General features: G+C 64.8%; 13 protein-coding genes. 4 read left to right on the top strand and 9 right to left on the bottom strand.

The features are described from left to right. Positions 1 to 25: 25 nt before the first annotated feature. The 7 genes from GWK50_RS17980 to GWK50_RS17950 form a co-directional block, all read right to left on the bottom strand. Entirely contained in the window at positions 26 to 622 is a 597-nt protein-coding gene (locus tag GWK50_RS17980; RefSeq protein WP_162017715.1) for a hypothetical protein, read from the bottom strand. Next, positions 592 to 2,475 (bottom strand): calcium-binding protein, encoded by a 1,884-nt coding sequence (locus GWK50_RS17975; RefSeq protein ID WP_162017713.1) that lies wholly within the window; start codon positions 2,473 to 2,475, stop codon positions 592 to 594. The genes GWK50_RS17980 and GWK50_RS17975 overlap by 31 nt, the downstream gene beginning before the upstream one ends. A gap of 250 nt (positions 2,476 to 2,725) precedes the next feature. Beyond that, positions 2,726 to 3,166 carry a hypothetical protein gene (locus tag GWK50_RS17970; protein WP_162017711.1) on the bottom strand — a complete coding sequence of 147 codons (441 nt, stop codon included), beginning with the start codon at positions 3,164 to 3,166 and terminating at the stop codon, positions 2,726 to 2,728. Between the two features lie 17 nt (positions 3,167 to 3,183). Continuing rightward, positions 3,184 to 3,486 carry a hypothetical protein gene (locus GWK50_RS17965; protein WP_162017709.1) on the bottom strand — a complete coding sequence of 101 codons (303 nt, stop codon included), beginning with the start codon at positions 3,484 to 3,486 and terminating at the stop codon, positions 3,184 to 3,186. A 36-nt stretch (positions 3,487 to 3,522) separates the two neighbouring features. Next, positions 3,523 to 3,957 carry a hypothetical protein gene (locus GWK50_RS17960; protein ID WP_162017707.1) on the bottom strand — a complete coding sequence of 145 codons (435 nt, stop codon included), beginning with the start codon at positions 3,955 to 3,957 and terminating at the stop codon, positions 3,523 to 3,525. Beyond that, a complete protein-coding gene (locus GWK50_RS17955) occupies positions 3,954 to 5,435 on the bottom strand; it encodes an HlyD family type I secretion periplasmic adaptor subunit (RefSeq protein WP_162017706.1) in 1,482 nt (493 codons plus the stop codon). The genes GWK50_RS17960 and GWK50_RS17955 overlap by 4 nt, the downstream gene beginning before the upstream one ends. After that, positions 5,432 to 7,573 carry a type I secretion system permease/ATPase gene (locus GWK50_RS17950; RefSeq protein WP_242455491.1) on the bottom strand — a complete coding sequence of 714 codons (2,142 nt, stop codon included), beginning with the start codon at positions 7,571 to 7,573 and terminating at the stop codon, positions 5,432 to 5,434. The genes GWK50_RS17955 and GWK50_RS17950 overlap by 4 nt, the downstream gene beginning before the upstream one ends. A gap of 340 nt (positions 7,574 to 7,913) precedes the next feature. Between GWK50_RS17950 and GWK50_RS17945 the strand changes: the two genes are divergently transcribed. Further along, positions 7,914 to 8,483 carry a DUF3617 domain-containing protein gene (locus tag GWK50_RS17945; protein ID WP_162017704.1) on the top strand — a complete coding sequence of 190 codons (570 nt, stop codon included), beginning with the start codon at positions 7,914 to 7,916 and terminating at the stop codon, positions 8,481 to 8,483. 179 nt (positions 8,484 to 8,662) lie between these two features. Here GWK50_RS17945 and GWK50_RS17940 read toward each other — a convergent pair whose 3' ends face one another. Then, the gene (locus GWK50_RS17940; protein ID WP_162017702.1) at positions 8,663 to 9,385 is read right to left on the bottom strand and encodes a 16S rRNA (uracil(1498)-N(3))-methyltransferase; all 723 of its coding nucleotides are present in this window, start codon (positions 9,383 to 9,385) and stop codon (positions 8,663 to 8,665) included. 70 nt (positions 9,386 to 9,455) lie between these two features. Beyond that, positions 9,456 to 10,583: a phosphotransferase gene (locus GWK50_RS17935; RefSeq protein ID WP_162017700.1), complete on the bottom strand. Its 1,128-nt coding sequence runs from the start codon at positions 10,581 to 10,583 to the stop codon at positions 9,456 to 9,458. Positions 10,584 to 10,671: 88 nt separating this feature from the next. On the opposite strand from GWK50_RS17935, the gene GWK50_RS17930 reads away from it, so the two are divergent. Genes GWK50_RS17930 through rsmA form a run of 3 tightly spaced genes read left to right on the top strand, consistent with a single transcriptional unit; the run spans position 10,672 to position 15,262 of the window. Next, complete coding sequence (locus GWK50_RS17930) at positions 10,672 to 13,116, top strand: LPS-assembly protein LptD (protein ID WP_162017698.1); 2,445 nt, start codon at positions 10,672 to 10,674, stop codon at positions 13,114 to 13,116. A gap of 17 nt (positions 13,117 to 13,133) precedes the next feature. Further along, positions 13,134 to 14,507: a peptidylprolyl isomerase gene (locus tag GWK50_RS17925; protein ID WP_162017696.1), complete on the top strand. Its 1,374-nt coding sequence runs from the start codon at positions 13,134 to 13,136 to the stop codon at positions 14,505 to 14,507. Then, positions 14,504 to 15,262 carry a 16S rRNA (adenine(1518)-N(6)/adenine(1519)-N(6))-dimethyltransferase RsmA gene (rsmA, locus tag GWK50_RS17920; protein WP_162017694.1) on the top strand — a complete coding sequence of 253 codons (759 nt, stop codon included), beginning with the start codon at positions 14,504 to 14,506 and terminating at the stop codon, positions 15,260 to 15,262. The genes GWK50_RS17925 and rsmA overlap by 4 nt, the downstream gene beginning before the upstream one ends. Positions 15,263 to 15,277: the final 15 nt, after the last annotated feature.

The following is a 15,277-nucleotide window of genomic DNA, read 5'->3' as shown; positions in this document are numbered from 1 at the left end:
TTCTTTCTTTGCAAATGATGGGGGATTAACAGGCCGTCTGCCAGGAGCTCACTACCTGTTTGAACTTCTTGCCTGCATGCTCGCCCCGAAGCGTCTTTTCTTCAATCGTCACCCGCTTGGGCTCGCCACCTGAGCGCGGGCCGGTCAGTAAATTGGCCTTCCTTCCATACAGCTCTGGGCTTAGCGGCACTTGCTCCCAGCGCCCGCCGTTGGTGCGGTAGGCGATATAGGGCAATGGGGGGCGGCCCAGGTCGTACCAGTCGGTGCAGGTATAGAAGGTCGCCACCACAAACCATTCCTTGGTTTGCGCGTCGTAGTCAAAGAGCATGGGCACCCAGCGTTCTGACCAGATTGGTGGGTTTGTCACCGCTTTGGGCGACTCGATTTCCAGTGTCATCTGGGTAGCTTCCCAGCCGCCGGAGCCGCCGATTTCGCCAATCTTTTTGCCCTGGGCACCACGCTTTACCACTAGCAGTGTTCCATCCTGAAGAACAACGTCTTCAGTCCAGGAGATGTCCACCTTGCCGCAGCCCGTGAGCAGTAATGCCACGAACAAAACGGTAAGGGGAATGCGCTTGAATATTTGCAGCATCACATGGCCCTCGCTGCGAAGTGCGACCATGCTTGCCTCGCATGCCGCACATAGGGTGCACGCGCGCGCCGAGCCTTTGAATGCCAGGCACGCCGTTGCATGGCCGTCGTCATATGAATGCTCTTGCCCGCCCCTCCCCAGATCAGGTCGTTGTCGTCACCCCCATCCAGGTAGTCGTCGTACTGCTCGCCCGACATGAAGTCGTTGCCTCCCAGGCCCCAGAAGCTCACCGAGTTCGTCAGGCCATCGGTAAAGTGCTGCTTGCCTTCGCTGTCCGCTTCCATCCCGGTGGTGTGCCGGTACAGCCCGTTGGGCTCGTTTTCTCCGCCCACCATCAGGTCGTTGGAGTCGTTCAGGGGCACCATGCCGGGGATGCTGCCGTCGCTCAGGATTTGCCAGGTGCCCCCTGGCAGCTTGGGGCCCCCAGGCACGAAGTAGCCGCCTTGCAGGGCGTACCGGCCAGGTTCGGGCTTGGGCGCGGGGGGCTGCGCTCCCGCGCTGGGCTCCAGGCTCAGCCCCAGCGGGCTGCCCTGCTGGCCTTGCATGGCGCCCCAGCGGCGCACCACAAGGCGCCCCGCCTGGCTGACATGGGTGATCACCAGGTCGCCCTGTTCGGTCAGCGCGTAGCGCCATTGCTTGTCTTCGCTTTGCCAGGTGTTGGCCGATACGGCCTTGCCCCCGGTGAGGGTCTGGCCGTTGACTTCTATGCGGCCCTGGCCGTCGCTGTCTTCGATGAAGTCCACGCCCCAGTCGCCACTGAAGCGGTAGGTGTCGCTGCCCGCACCGCCCACCAGGGTGTCGCTGCCGGTGCCGCCGTCCAGGGTGTCGTCTCCGGCTCCGCCACGCAACACGTCGGCACCTGCCAAACCATTGAGGCTGTCATTGCCCCCACCGCCAAACACATAGTCGTTGTCCGCGCTGCCGGTGAGTTCGTCGTTTTCACGTGTGCCAAAGACCACATGGAAGTCGTGCAGCGCCACCTTGGTTGCCAGGCGCTCGAGCAGGTTCATCTGGTCGTCTTCGGCATTGCCCCGCACCTGGTTCCACAGCCCGATGGCGTAGTCCGAGCCCATGATGCCGCCCACCACGGCGGCACCGATGGCGGCCACGGCCACCAGGGGTGCAGACACGGTGGCCCCGGCAGCCGCCGCCACGGCAGCGGCCACCCCTACGATGCCTATGCCAATGGCGGCACCAGCCTGCGAGCCCGCCGCATCCACCGCCCACTCTTCCATGATGCGGCGCGCACCTTCGGTGTCCCCGCGTTCCTTGGCTTCTGCAGCTTGCGCTGAGGCCATGCCAAATACCAGCAGCGCTCCCGCAGGCCCTGCCAGCTTGGCGCCCTTGCGGGCAAAACCCTGCAGGGCCTTTTGCTCCACATCGCTCAGCCCGCTCCAGTATTTCTTGATGTTCTCCAACGCCGATGGATGGGTTTTCCCGTACTCCATCGCGTCAAGGATCTTGGGGTCGAAGAAGTCGCCAACCGCTTCCACGGCCACCTTGCCGCCATTGCTGACGACCTTGAATCCGCTGGCTGCATGGTGCTCCACAGCAGCCGTGCGTATCTTGTCAAAGGCATCGGCGCCCAGCTTGTTGAGGTCTGCAATGGGGATGCCTTCGATGTGGGTGACCACGTTGCCGCGCTTGAGCAGTTCGGGCAGTTCCGTTTGCGCAAAGATGCGGTCCGAACCCGTGGTTGCGCCTGCCAGATAACGCACTTCCCCTGTGGTGCTGGCTGCGAAACGGCGTGAGGCTTCAGCCCAGATGCCGTTTTTCGGGTCGCCATAAAGGATGGCATCGATCTTGGCTGCATCGGCGCCGGGGCGGGATTTTAGGGTTTTGATGGCCTTCTCGAATTCAGGAGATTTTAGAAATTCACCCACATTCGTCTTATCGATTGCCTTAAAAGAAACATTCTTCTTTATAAGATCATCGACGATCGCCGTGGTACTATTTCCTTGGATTCCACCCCCATAAAATAAGGTAAATTGAGCAGATTCCCAGGAGGATAGGTGCCTTGCATTGGGCGCAATATCCACCTCTTTAGCCAGGCTGCGCAAATCGTCGATAGTGAAATCTGGTTTTACCAAGAGATCCGTCAATTTTCCGATGGCTTGATCATAGGTCAACATATTATTTCACCCCTTTGATTGCATCATCATTCAGCACCACAAGCTCGAATTTCAAATAATCGGAAATCGATCCATAATCGCCGTATGCTGCCAGAGCTTCTTTAGCCATCGCCCACAGTTCAGGGGTTAATTCTGAAAGCCGAAGATTGATCTTCATCATCAAACAATCATCGGATTTTTTTTCTTCAGAAACTATTTCTTCATAAACACCAATGCCGAGTCCTAGATCTTTACCCGCCATAGTGAAAAAATGCTCCATGAACTTGGCGTCCCCTTCTCCTAGGGATCGAGAGTTGTTCCCGGTGTAAAAAAGAACAACGCCTCTTTCTTTATCGATAACCCAATCGCCGCGTATAGGTTGCGTCACTTTGCTATCAATAAAATCATAGAAATCCCGTCCCGGCTCACCAGGTTTCGGGGTTTTTTCCAGAACAAAAGCCATTTTCTTCTCCTGTTTATTCAATCACGATAATCGAGTGAAATTGGTTTGTGCGATCCATCAGGCAGCAAGGTGCCAGCGCAAATCGTTTGTCGCAATATTTCCTGGCGATTGGACATACTCCAGCGCCGATGGATGGTTTTCCCGTACTCCATCGCATCGAGGATCTTGGGGTCAAAGAAGTCGCCAATCGCTTCCACGGTCACCCTGCCGCCATTGCTGACGACCTTGAATCCACTGGCTGCATGGTGCTCCACAGCAGCCGTGCACGCCTTGTGCCGTGGCAAAGGCATCGGCTCTCCCAGCCTGTTGGGCTTCGCCACAGGTATGCCTGCTCTCAGGCTGGTAGAACCCTGCACTCACGCCCACCTGCTGCTATCGGCCACCCACAACAACATTTGTTGTTGCACCGACTGACCGCCTGGCTCCTGCTGCTGCATAGCACCGGGCGGTGCAAAGGCAGCCATGGCCTGCACCAGTTGGAGCAGCGCGCCTTGCAGATTCTGGGGCGTGTCCTTCATGGGGTAGATCACCAGGTCTTGTCCCCCTACGCCAAGGGCTTGGCGCTGCAGCTCTAGCCAAACGTTGTGCAATGGCTGCGCGGCTACTGGGGTAAGCCACTCATTGGGTACCAACAGGGGTTTGTTCCAGCCGTTGTAGTGGGTAGGTTCCTGGTTCATGAGCCAGGGTTCTGCGTGGCCACTCCAGGTTTGTGTGGCTTCGTCCCAATGCATGTTGTCCATGATTTTTCCTTTACTGATGTGATGTGGTTGCTGATACAAGGCAGCGTTCACCGCTCCCTCAAACTCTCCCTCCCCGCCTTCTCGATCGGGCTGAGCAGGTATTCAATGACTCTGCGTTTACCTGTTTTGATCTCCGCCGTCACATTCATCCCCGGCGCCAGCTTGATGGGTTTGCCGTCCACGTCGATGTGGGTCTGCTGCAGCTTGAGCGTGGCCGGGAAGATCGCCCCGCGTTTCTCGTCATTCACCGCGTCCTGCGTGACCTTGTCCACACTGGCTTTGACGGTGCCGTAGCGGGTAAAGGGGAAGGTCTCCAGCTTGATGGCCACGTCCTGCCCCGGTGCCACAAACCCGATGTCCTTGTTCTCCAGTTGCACCTCGGCGCTCACGCTGGCCGCATCGGGCACGATGACCATCAGAGCCTGGGCTTCGGTCACTACGCCGCCTTCGGTGTGCAGGGCCAGTTGCTGCACGGTGCCTGATACCGGGGCGGTGAGGGTGGCCAGGTGTTCACGCTGGGTGGCTTTGGCCAGTTCCTGCCTGGTCTGGTGGCGCTTGAGGTCGGCCTGGGCCTGGCGGTCGCTCAAGGCTCTGCGCGTTTCTGCCAGGTAGGCGCTGCGGGCGTGCTGGGCTTCGCGCAGGGCGGCCTGGGCTTCTTGGTACCGGGCCTGCTGGGTGGCCAGGTCGCGCTCAAGCTCTATGCGTTCGCGCCTGCGGTCCTGGTTGGCGTGGCCGGACATGAAGCCTTGGGTGGTGAGCGACTGGAAGTCTTGTTCGCGCTGGCGGGCGATGGGCAGCGTGGCTTCGAGCTTGGCGATCATGGCGCGCACGGTGGCCATTTCGGCCTGGCGGCGCTGGTGTTCGGCAGACAGCCGGGCCAGGCGGGCGGTGATGTCGCTCCACTCGGCGGCCAGCTGGGCCTGGGTGTCGGCCTTGTCGGCGGGGGTCCAGTCGGTGGGGATGTCATTTTCAAGGGCTTTTTTGGCGTCCAGCGCTTGATGGATGTGCGCTGATTGCTCTTGTTTTGATAGCATTTGCTGCAGGGCGCGGGCGCGCAGCCATTCGGACTGGGCGGCTTTGCGGGTCTCTGTGAGGCTGGCTTTGTCGGCCTGGGCGCTGGTGGGGTCGAGTTCCACCAGGGGCTGGCCTGCTTCCACATGGTCGCCGTCTTGGACGAGGATGCGCTGAACCACGCTGCGCTCCAGGGGCTGGATGACCTTGGTGCGCTCGCTCACGATGAGGCGCCCAGGTGCCACGGCCACGATGTCGATCTGGCCCAGGCAGGCCCAGGCCAGTGCGATGGTGAACAGGGCCATGAGGGCATAGGCGGCGCGCCGCGGGGCGGGGTGTACGGGGGTTTCTTGCAGGGCCAGGGCGGCGGGCAGGAAGGCGCGTTCGTCGGCCAGGCGGGTGGGGCCTGCCAGTTCTGCCCTGTGCTGCCATGCGGCCTGGAAGATGGCGCGGTAGCGTTGCAGCAGTTCGATGGCGGGGTGGCGTGGGCTGTGCGCTGCGGGGGTGTTGCTGTTCATGCGGCGCTCTCCTGGCGGGGGGTGCCTGCTTGCATGCGCCACAGGTGGGCGTACAGGCCTTGCTGCTTTTGGATCAGGGCGTCGTGCGGGCCGGCTTCGACGATGCGACCTTTGTCCATGACGATGATGCGGTGCGCATGGCGCACGGCAGACAGGCGGTGGGCGATGATGAGCACGGTGCGGCCCTGGCAGATGTGGGCCATGTTGCGCTGCACGATGGCCTCAGATTCGTAGTCCAGGGCGCTGGTGGCTTCGTCCAGGATGAGGATGCGCGGGTTGGTGAACAGGGCGCGCGCAATGGCGATGCGCTGGCGCTGCCCGCCCGAGAGACTGCCGCCCTGCTCGCCCACCAGGGTGTCGTAGCCTTCGGGCAGTTCGCTGATGAAGTCGTGGGCGCCTGCCAGGCTTGCGGCATGCACCACGGCTTCGATGGGGGCTGCGGGGTCGGCAATGGCGATGTTTTCGCGCACGCTGCGGTTGAAGAGCAGGTTTTCTTGCAGCACCACGCCCACCTGGCGGCGCAACTGGGCGGCGTCGATGAGGCTGATGTCGATGCCGTCCACCAGGATGCGGCCTTGTTCGGGGGTGTACAGGCGCTGCACCAGTTTGGTGAGGGTGCTTTTTCCGGAGCCCGAGCGCCCGACGATGCCGATGACTTCGCCGGGGCGCACATCCAGGTGGATGCCACCCAGCACCGGGGCGGCTTCGGGGCGGTAGCGGAAGTGGATGCCGTCCAGGGTGATGCGGCCTTTGATGGGGGGCAGTTGGGCGGCGCTGCTGGGCGGCACTTCGGTGCGGGTGTTCAGGATGTCACCCAGCCGGGCCATGGAAATGCCGGTTTGCTGGAAGTCGGTCCACAGTTGGGCCATGCGCATGATGGGCTGTGCCACACGCTGGGCGAACATGTTGAAGGCCACAAACTGGCCCACGCTGAGTTCATTGCCCATGACCAGGTGGGCGCCGTACCAGAGGGTGGCTGCGTTGACGAGCTTGCCAATGAGGTTGACGCCTTCGTGCGCCCAACTGGCCAGGTTCTGCGTCTTGAAGCTGGCGCTGACGTAGGCAGCGAGCTGGTTGTCCCAGCGGCGCGCGAAGCTGGGTTCGAGCGCGCTGGCCTTGACGGTTTGGATGCCGGTGACGGTCTCCACCAGCATGGCCTGGTTCTCCGCGCCCCGGGCGAACTTGACATCCAGGCGCTTGCGCAAAATGGGCACCACCGCCAGGCTCAGGCCAAAGTACAGGGGCAGGCTGACCAGCACGATGAGGGTCAGCGGCACGCTGTAGAACAGCATGACGGCCACGAAGAGGATGGAGAACACCACGTCCAGCAGCACGGTGAGGGCGTTGCCGGTGAGGAAGCTGCGGATGTTTTCCAGCTCGCGCACGCGGGCCACCGAGTCGCCCACGCGCCGCGCCTGGAAGTAGGCCAGGGGGAGTTGCACGAGGTGTCGGAACAGCCGCGCGCCCAGTTCCACATCAATGCGGCTGGTGGTGTGGCTGAAGACGTAGCTGCGCAGGGCGTTGAGCAGGCTCTCGAACACCACAACCACCACCAGGCCGATGACCAGCACGTCCAGGGTGGCCAGGCCACGGTGCACCAGGACCTTGTCCATCACGACCTGGAAGAACAGCGGGCTGACCAGCGCGAAGAGCTGCAGCATGAAGGAGACGATCAGCACTTCGCCCAGCAGCTTGCGGTGTTTGACGAGGCTGGGGATGAACCAGGAGAAGTCGAACTTGGCCAGCTCGCCCGCCAGGCTGGCGCGGCTGGTGATGAGGATGAGTTCGCCGCTCCAGTGCCGGGCAAATTGCTCCAGCGATTCGATGACGGGGCGGGCGCCTGCGCCGGGGGCGGTGGGGTCTTGCAGCAGCACGCGTTGGCCGTCGCATTGGGCCAGTACCACGGTGCGTGGCGTGCCGTCGTCCGAGCGCAGTATTGCCAAGGCAGGCAGGGGCGCCAGGGGCAGCCGCTGTGGCGTGGTGCGCGAGCATTTGGCTTTGAGGCCCAGGTGCCGGGCCGCGCGCAGGATGTCGGTGGTGCCCGCTGCCTCGCTGGGCTGCAGGCCAAGCTGGTGGGCCAGTGTGGCCGGCTCGGCTGCCGTTTGGTGGAACCTTGCTATCAGGCACAAGGCTGCCAGGGTGTGGTGGGGGTTGGGGGGTGGTGTGTTGGGCGCAGCAGGTGCGCATGTTGGCGTTTCAGGCGTGCTCGCGCTGCCCTCCCTTGGAATCTCGGGCATAACTGTCACTTTGTATGTACTTTTGTAAAGAGGGCATGCTAAGAAGCGCGGGTGGTGGGCGGCGGCGCGACTTGCAACAAGAGGTGTCGGTGGGTGCGTACCGAAACATCCGTAAGCTCTTGTTGGCGCGAGGTTTTACTCGGCCCGGACGCATCGAGAACGTTACCCATCTACACAATATTTTTTGCGCGGTACAGTGCGCCTATGGCGTCTTCGCCACCCCTCGAAAGGACAACCACCCATGCGCATCGCACCCTGGACCCTGGCCCTGGCGGCCGCAAGCGTTTTTGCCACTGCAGCCGCGGCACAAGCCACCAAGCTGCGCCCCGGCCTGTGGGAGCACAGCGGCACCATGAAGAGCCAGAGCGGCCAGATGGAAGCCGCCATGGCCGAGATGCAGAAATCCCTGGCCAGCATGCCGCCCGAGCAGCGCAAGCAGATGGAGCAAATGATGGCCCAGCAGGGCGTGGGCATGACGCCCGGCGGCGGGCATGTGGTGCGCATCTGCATGACGCAGCAGGACGTGGACATGGACCAGCTCCCCGCCCAGGAAGGCTGCACGCAAAAGGTGGATCGCGTGGGCGCCAACACTGTCAAGGTTGCGTTCCAGTGCAAGGGCGGCAAGGGCCAGCCGCCGTCCTCGGGCGAGGGCACGGTCACCATTGAAAGCCCCACGGCCTACAGCGGCAAGCACCGCTTCAAGACCACGCAGGAAAACGGCCGCCCCGAGCAGATCGACATGGTGCAGAAAGGCCGCTGGCTGGGGGCAGACTGCGGGCAGGTCAAGCCCTTCAATCAGCCCCGGCGCTGAAATGAAACACCCCCCTGTGGCGCTGCGCGCCTTCCCCCCGCTCTCGCAGCGCTGCGCGCTGCGGGCAGGGGGACGCTCCCAGCGCGGCGGGGCGGCCCTTGCGCGGGAGCTCTGGCCTGGGGTGCGCCGGTTGCATGCGTCGCGGATGCCGCGTTCGCGCAATGGATCACTGAGTCGTTTCAGACCAGCAGCGCCGCCAGCGCTGCCAGCGGCGCGGTCTCGGCGCGCAGCACGCGCGGGCCCAGGGTCACGGGGGCAAAGCCGTGGGCCAGGGCCAGGTCTTCCTCGGTGCTGCTGAGGCCGCCTTCGGGGCCGGACAGGAACACCAGGCCTGTGTGGCCTGGCGCTGCGGCGTGCAGTGGCTGTGTGCCAGGGCGCAGCGACAGCAGCAGGCGCTGGCCGTCCTGCGGCGGGGCCTGCAGCCAGTCGGCCAGTGTTTGGGCGGGGTGCAGGGTGGGCACGCGGTTGCGGCCGCACTGCTCGCACGCGGCCACGGCCACGGCCTGCCAGTGGGCCAGTTTTTTGTCGGCACGCTCGCCCTTGAGTTTGAGCACGCTGCGCTCGGCCAGCAGCGGGGTGATGCTGGCCACGCCCAGCTCGGTGGCTTTTTCCACCAGCCAGTCCATGCGCTCGTTGGCGGTGATGCCTGCCAGCAGGTGCACGGCGCGCGCAGCCTCGCGTTCCACGGCGTGGTGCGTGCCGATGCGCGCCAGCACCTCGCTGCGGCCCATGCGGGTGACGGTGGCCTCGAACTCGCCGCCGGGGCCGTTAATGCTGCCGTGGAACAGCGTGATCGCCTCGCCCGGTTGCATGCGCAGCACCTGCACATGGCGCGCGGCGCCAGGCGGCAGGGCGATTTCTTCGCCGGGGGTCAGCGGGACAGGGCAGTGAAAGCGGGGCATTTGCTATGAAAATGATAGCTATTGGCGCCCGTATTCATTGCGCTGGAGGCCAATTTTGCTTAAGGTTTTGCTAGACGCGCCCGTAGGCGAAACCTGTGATTTCCTGCACCTGTTCCACCTCGTTGACCAGGCGCAGCAGTGGCGCCAGCTCGCGGTAGCGGCTGGCCGTGGAACGGATGTATGCGATGAAACGGGGCGTGTCCGCCAGGTACTGCGGTTTGCCGTCGCGCAGCGTGAGGCGCGCAAAGATGCCGGCCACCTTCAGGTGGCGCTGCAGGCCCATCCACTCCACGCAGCGGTAGAAGTCGCCAAAGTCCGCGCCCCAGCCACTGGCGCTGTGGGCGCCCAGCAGACCGGCCTTGCGCGCCTTTTCCCAGTAGCGCACGGTGATGTCGATGACGAAGTCCTCGTCCCAGCTCAAAAAGGCGTCGCGCATCAGGCTGGCGATGTCGTAGGTGATGGGGCCGTACACCGCGTCCTGGAAGTCGAGCACGCCCAGCGGCGCGTCCGGCGTCACGGGCTGCATCAGGTTGCGCGGCATGAAGTCGCGGTGCACGAAGACCTGCGGGGCCGCCAGGTTGTTGGCCACGATGGCCGCGAAGCTCTGCGCCAGCGTCTGCTGCTGGGCGTCGGTCAGCGTGACCTTGCGGTGCTGGGCCAGGTACCAGTCGGGGAACAGGGCCAGCTCGCGCCGCAACAGGGCTTCGTCGTAGGGCGGCAGCACGCCGGGGCGCGAGGCCTTCTGCCAGTCGATCAGCAGGTCGGTGGCCTGCTGGTACCAGCGAAAAGCGTCCTGCGGCGCCTGGGGGTCCAGGGCCTGCATGAGGGTGTGTGGCCCCAGGTCGGACAGCAGCATGAAGCCGTGCGTGGCGTCGAAGGCCAGGATGCGCGGCACGTTCAGGCCGGCCTGCTGCATCAGGGCCTGCACCTGCACGAAGGGGGCGCAGTTCTCCTTGTCGGGCGGCGCGTCCATCACGATGCAGCTGCCGCCCGGCGTGGTGGTGTCGATGCGCAGGTAGCGCCGGAAGCTGGCGTCGGCCGAGGCGGGGCGCAGGCTGGCGGGCAGCAGGCCGTTCGCGGCCACCAAGGGGGCCAGCCAGGCGTCAAAGGCGGCGTGGCGGGCAGGGTCGGTCCAGACCACGGGGGCGGACGGGGCGCCCGCCGGGCTGGGGGATGCGGAAGAAGCAGGGTGGCTCATGGATAATCGGATTCTACAAACCCGGCCTTTGGGTTCTGGTGGTTTCAAGGGGCGCTCATGGGCGCGCCGCCATCCGGGCCTGCCACCGATGAAGCCTTTGCATCCAGTGCCTTTGCGTCCAGCGCCCTTCTTCCTGTTGCCCGCCCCTGTGCTGGGTGCGGCAGCGCCTGTGCCTGGGCTGGTGCCCCGTGCCGTGGCGCGGCTGGTGGCGGCGCTGTGCTGTGGTGCGCCGCTGGCAGCGTTGGCGCAGGAGCCCAGCGCTTGGGACGCACCCCCCGTCCTGCGCAATACGCCCTTGCTGGCCGAGACCATTCCACCAGAGGTGCGCTCGCAGTTGCCGGTGTTCGTGCAGGGCGATCGCATCACCGGTCAGCCCGATGTGCGCGCCGAGATCGAAGGCAATGCCGAGCTGCGCCGTGGGGACACCGTGATCCGCGCCGACCGCATGGAATACACCGTGCCTGACGACCAGGCCACGGCCACCGGTCGGGTGCGCATTCACCGCGCAGGCAATGTGTACCAGGGAACGCAGCTGCAGTTGCGCGTCAACGCCTTCGAGGGTTTCTTTACCGACACGCGCTACCAGCTGCTGGCCAACGGTGCCCATGGCGATGCCCTGCGCGTGGATTTCATCGACCGCGACCGGACCCAGGTGCACCAGGCCACCTACACCACCTGCACGCGCGAAGAGAGCGAACAGTGGAAGCCCGACTGGGTGCTGCGCGCCGACCGCATCGACATCGACCAGGCCGAAGAGGTGGGCAGCGCACGCGGTGCGGTGCTGGAGTTCCAGGGCGTGCCGCTGCTGCCGGTGCCAGCCATCAGCTTTCCGCTGTCCGACAAGCGCAAGAGCGGGCTGTTGCCGCCGACCTTCGGGCTCGACAGCACCAATGGTTTTGAGTACGCCCAGCCTTATTACTGGAACATCGCTCCGAACCGCGACGCCACCATGCAGGCGGCCCTGATGGCCAAGCGCGGCGTGCAGTTGGGTGGCGAGTTCCGCTACCTGGAGCCCAGCTACCAGGGCCAGGTGCGCGCCGATGTGATGCCCAACGACCGCTTGCGTCAGCGCACGCGCTGGAGCTATGCGCTGGAGCACAACAGCGCCATTGGCGTGCCGGTGGGAGCGCTGGGCCTGCAGGTCAATCTGCGCCGCGTGAGCGACGATGACTTCTGGCGCGATTTCTCGCGCGATGTGTCATCGGATGCGCAGGTGGTGCGCCAGCGCCTGCTGCCGGGCGATGCCTTGTTCACCTGGGGCCTGGGCGACATGAGCATGCGCCTGCGCACCCTCAAATGGCAGACGTTGCAGGATGCCTCGGCCCCCATCGTGCCTCCGTACGACCGCCTGCCGCAGTGGCAGTGGCGCTATGCGCCGCAACAGTTGGCGGGCGGCCTGGATGCGAGCGTGGAGCTCGACGCCACGCGGTTTCGGGCCGACACGGCGCTCACCGGGCAGCCCAATGCGCAGCGCAGTTACCTGCTGGCGCAGGTCAGCCGCCCGTTCCTGGCGCCGTCGGGCTTTGTCACGCCACGCCTGCAGTGGCATGCCAGCAACTACCAGTTCGACGGCCTGCTGCCCAGCGGTGTGCGCTCGGTCCACCGCGCCCTGCCCACCTTCAGTCTGGACAGCGGCCTGTTCTTCGAGCGCGATGCGCAGTACTTCGGCCGGGCCTTCGTGCAAACGCTGGAGCCGCGCGCCTTCTACACCTACACGCCGTACCGCGACCAGAGCATGCTGCCCCTGTACGACACGGCGGCCAACGACTTCAACTTCGCCACCATCTACACCGAGAACGCCTACGGTGGCCAGGACCGCATTGCCGACAACAACCTGCTGACCCTGGGTGTGACCACGCGCCTGCTCAACCCGACCACAGGTGCCGAGGCTGCGCGCTTCGGCATTGCCCAGCGGCTGCGTTTTTCGGACCAGAACGTCACCCTGCCCAGTGAAACGCCGGTGAGCGAGCGCCTGTCGGACGTGATGTTGGGTGCGGCTGTCAACTGGACGACGCAGTGGGGCATGGATTCCACCGTGCAGTTCAACCCCAAGACCCGGCGCTCGATCCGCTCCACCCTCAGCGCCCGCTACCAGCCCGGCGCCTACCGCGTGGTGAGTGCGGCCTACCGCCTGCAGCGCGGTACCAGCGAGCAGGTGGATGTGGGCTGGCAGTGGCCGCTCGACAGCCTGTGGGGCGCTGCGGACAAGGCCTCCGGCACGTCGGGCCCCAAGCAGGCGCGCTGGTACAGCGTGGGCCGCCTGAACTACAGCCTGCAGGACCGCAAGCTGGTCGATACGGTGGTTGGCTTCGAGTACGACAGCTGCTGCTGGATTGGCCGCGTGGTGCTGGAGCGCCTGCAGAACAGCCGCAGCACTTCCAACACGCGCCTGTTGTTCCAGATCGAGTTCGTCGGCTTCTCGCGCCTGAGCCTGGGCTCCAACCCCTTGTCCAGCCTCAAGCAGAACATTCCCGGCTACCGCTACCTGCGTGACCAGGTCAGCACCCCCAGCCGTTTCAGCAACTACGACTAACGCACCGCATGCTCACCATGAAACCTCGTGCCATTGCTGTGGGCCTCATGGGCCTGGCCTCCCTCGTGCCGCTGGGCGCCGCAGCGCAGGGCGTGCGCCTGCCAGGGGCGCAACGTCCCCAGTTGTCGGCCCCTGTGGCAGCGCCATCCAACACCCAGCGCCAGGCCGACTTCATCGTGGCCGTCGTCAATGCCGAGCCTGTGACCAACAACGAGGTGCGCGCCCGCATGGCACGCGTGCTGCGCCAGATCCAGCAATCCGGTGGCGCGCAGCCGCCCCTGGACCTGCTGGCGGCGGAGGTCATGGAGCAGCTCATCGTGGAAAAGGCGCAAATGCAGTTGGCCAAGGAGGGTGGCATCACGGTGGATGAGCTGGCCATTGACCAGGCTGCGCAGACCATCGCGCGGCGCAACGAGGTCAGCATGGAAGAGATGCTGCGTCGGTTGTCGGCGGAGGGCGTCTCGCGCGAGCAGTTCCGCCTGGAATTGCGCCGCCAGCTCACGCTGCAGCGCCTGCGCGAGCGCGAGGTGGACGCCCGCGTGCGCGTGAGCGAACCCGAGATCGATCAGTTTCTGCGCGAACAGTCCCCGCAGGGCGCCGACCTGGCCCGTACCGAGCTGAACATCGCCCAGGTGCTCATCGCCGTGCCCGAGGATGCGAGCGAGGCCCAGGTGGCAGCAGCCCAGGCGCGTGCGCAGGGCGTGGCCGACAAGGCGCGCGCCAATGGGGACTTCGCCGCCCTGGCGCGCGAGTTTTCCGACGCGCCCGGCGCCACCAATTCGGGCGGCCAAATGGGCCTGCGCGCTGCGGACCGCTACCCCGAGCTGTTTGTCTCGGCGGTGGCCAGTCTGCCGGTGGGTGGCGTGGCCGGACCGGTGCGCTCCGGCGCGGGTTTCCATGTGCTCAAGTTGATCGAGAAAAGCCGCGCCAGCCTGCCCGCCACCGTGGTGCAAAGCCGCGCACGCCACATCCTGCTGCGTACCAGCGCCCAGCTCAGCGAAACCGCCGCGGTGGAGCGGCTGGCCGACTATCGCCGCCGCATTCTTGCGGGCCAGGCCGACTTTGCCCAACTGGCGCGCGAGCATTCGCAGGACGCCAGCGCCAAGCAGGGCGGTGACCTGGGCTGGGTCAATCCGGGCACCTTTGTGCCCGAGTTCGAAGAAGTCATGGACGCCCTCAAGCCCGGCGACCTGAGCCAGCCGCTGATTTCGCGCTTTGGCGTGCACCTGATCCAGTTGCAGGAGCGGCGCGAGCAACGCCTGTCCGCGCGCGAGCAGCGTGAGGTGGCGCGCCAGGCCGTGCGCATGAAGAAGACCGAAGACGCCTACGCCACCTGGACGCAGGAAGTGCGCGGCCGCGCTTACGTTGAGTACCGCGACCCTCCCCAATGAAGCACGTTCCAAAAAAGCGCTTCGGCCAGCATTTCCTGTCCGATCCGGCCATCATCGATGGGATCGTGCGCGCCATTGCGCCGCAGGCGGGCGAGCCCATGGTTGAAATCGGGCCGGGGCTGGCGGCGCTGACGCAGCCGCTGGTCGAGCGGCTGGGGCGGCTCACCGTGGTCGAGCTGGACCGCGACCTGGCGCAGCGCCTGCGCCAGCATGCGCAGTTGCAGGTCATCGAATCCGATGTGCTGAAGGTCGATTTTGCGCAGGTGGCACAAGCGCTGGGCGCTACCAAATTGAGAGTGGTTGGCAACCTTCCGTACAACATCTCCACGCCCATCCTGTTCCATCTGTTGAAGTATGTGGATGTGATTGCCGACCAGCACTTCATGCTGCAAAAGGAAGTGATCGACCGCATGGTGGCAGCGCCCGCCACGGCCGACTATGGGCGGCTGTCCGTCATGCTGCAGTGGCGCTACGCCATGGAGAACGTGCTGTTCGTGCCGCCCGAGAGCTTTGATCCGCCTCCGCGCGTGGACAGCGCCGTGGTGCGCATGGTGCCGCACGAGGAGCCTGTGGCACTGGACGTGGCTTTGCTGGAGGAACTGGTGCAGGTGGCCTTCAGCCAGCGCCGCAAGCTGTTGCGCCACACCCTGGGCCGCTGGCTGGAGGCGCGTGGTTTTGCGGGCAACTTCGATGTGCAGCGCCGCGCCGAGGAAGTGCCGGTGCAGGAATACACGGCGCTCGCTGCGAGCCTGTAAAAAAAAGGCCCTGTC

The sequence above is a fragment of the Acidovorax sp. 210-6 genome (assembly GCF_010020825.1).
GTDB lineage: Bacteria > Pseudomonadota > Gammaproteobacteria > Burkholderiales > Burkholderiaceae_C > Simplicispira > Simplicispira sedimenti.
This window is presented reverse-complemented; position numbering and strand designations above follow the sequence as displayed.

Bases quoted from the DNA above. Each gene is read 5' to 3' on its own strand.
- GWK50_RS17980 (WP_162017715.1), bottom strand. From the start codon at position 622: ATGGTCGCACTTCGCAGCGAGGGCCATGTGATGCTGCAAATATTCAAG.
- GWK50_RS17970 (WP_162017711.1), bottom strand. From the start codon at position 3,166: ATGGCTTTTGTTCTGGAAAAAACCCCGAAACCTGGTGAGCCGGGACGG.
- GWK50_RS17955 (WP_162017706.1), bottom strand. From the start codon at position 5,435: ATGAACAGCAACACCCCCGCAGCGCACAGCCCACGCCACCCCGCCATC.
- GWK50_RS17945 (WP_162017704.1), top strand. From the start codon at position 7,914: ATGCGCATCGCACCCTGGACCCTGGCCCTGGCGGCCGCAAGCGTTTTT.
- GWK50_RS17940 (WP_162017702.1), bottom strand. From the start codon at position 9,385: ATGCCCCGCTTTCACTGCCCTGTCCCGCTGACCCCCGGCGAAGAAATC.
- GWK50_RS17935 (WP_162017700.1), bottom strand. From the start codon at position 10,583: ATGAGCCACCCTGCTTCTTCCGCATCCCCCAGCCCGGCGGGCGCCCCG.
- GWK50_RS17930 (WP_162017698.1), top strand. From the start codon at position 10,672: ATGAAGCCTTTGCATCCAGTGCCTTTGCGTCCAGCGCCCTTCTTCCTG.
- GWK50_RS17925 (WP_162017696.1), top strand. From the start codon at position 13,134: ATGAAACCTCGTGCCATTGCTGTGGGCCTCATGGGCCTGGCCTCCCTC.
- rsmA (WP_162017694.1), top strand. From the start codon at position 14,504: ATGAAGCACGTTCCAAAAAAGCGCTTCGGCCAGCATTTCCTGTCCGAT.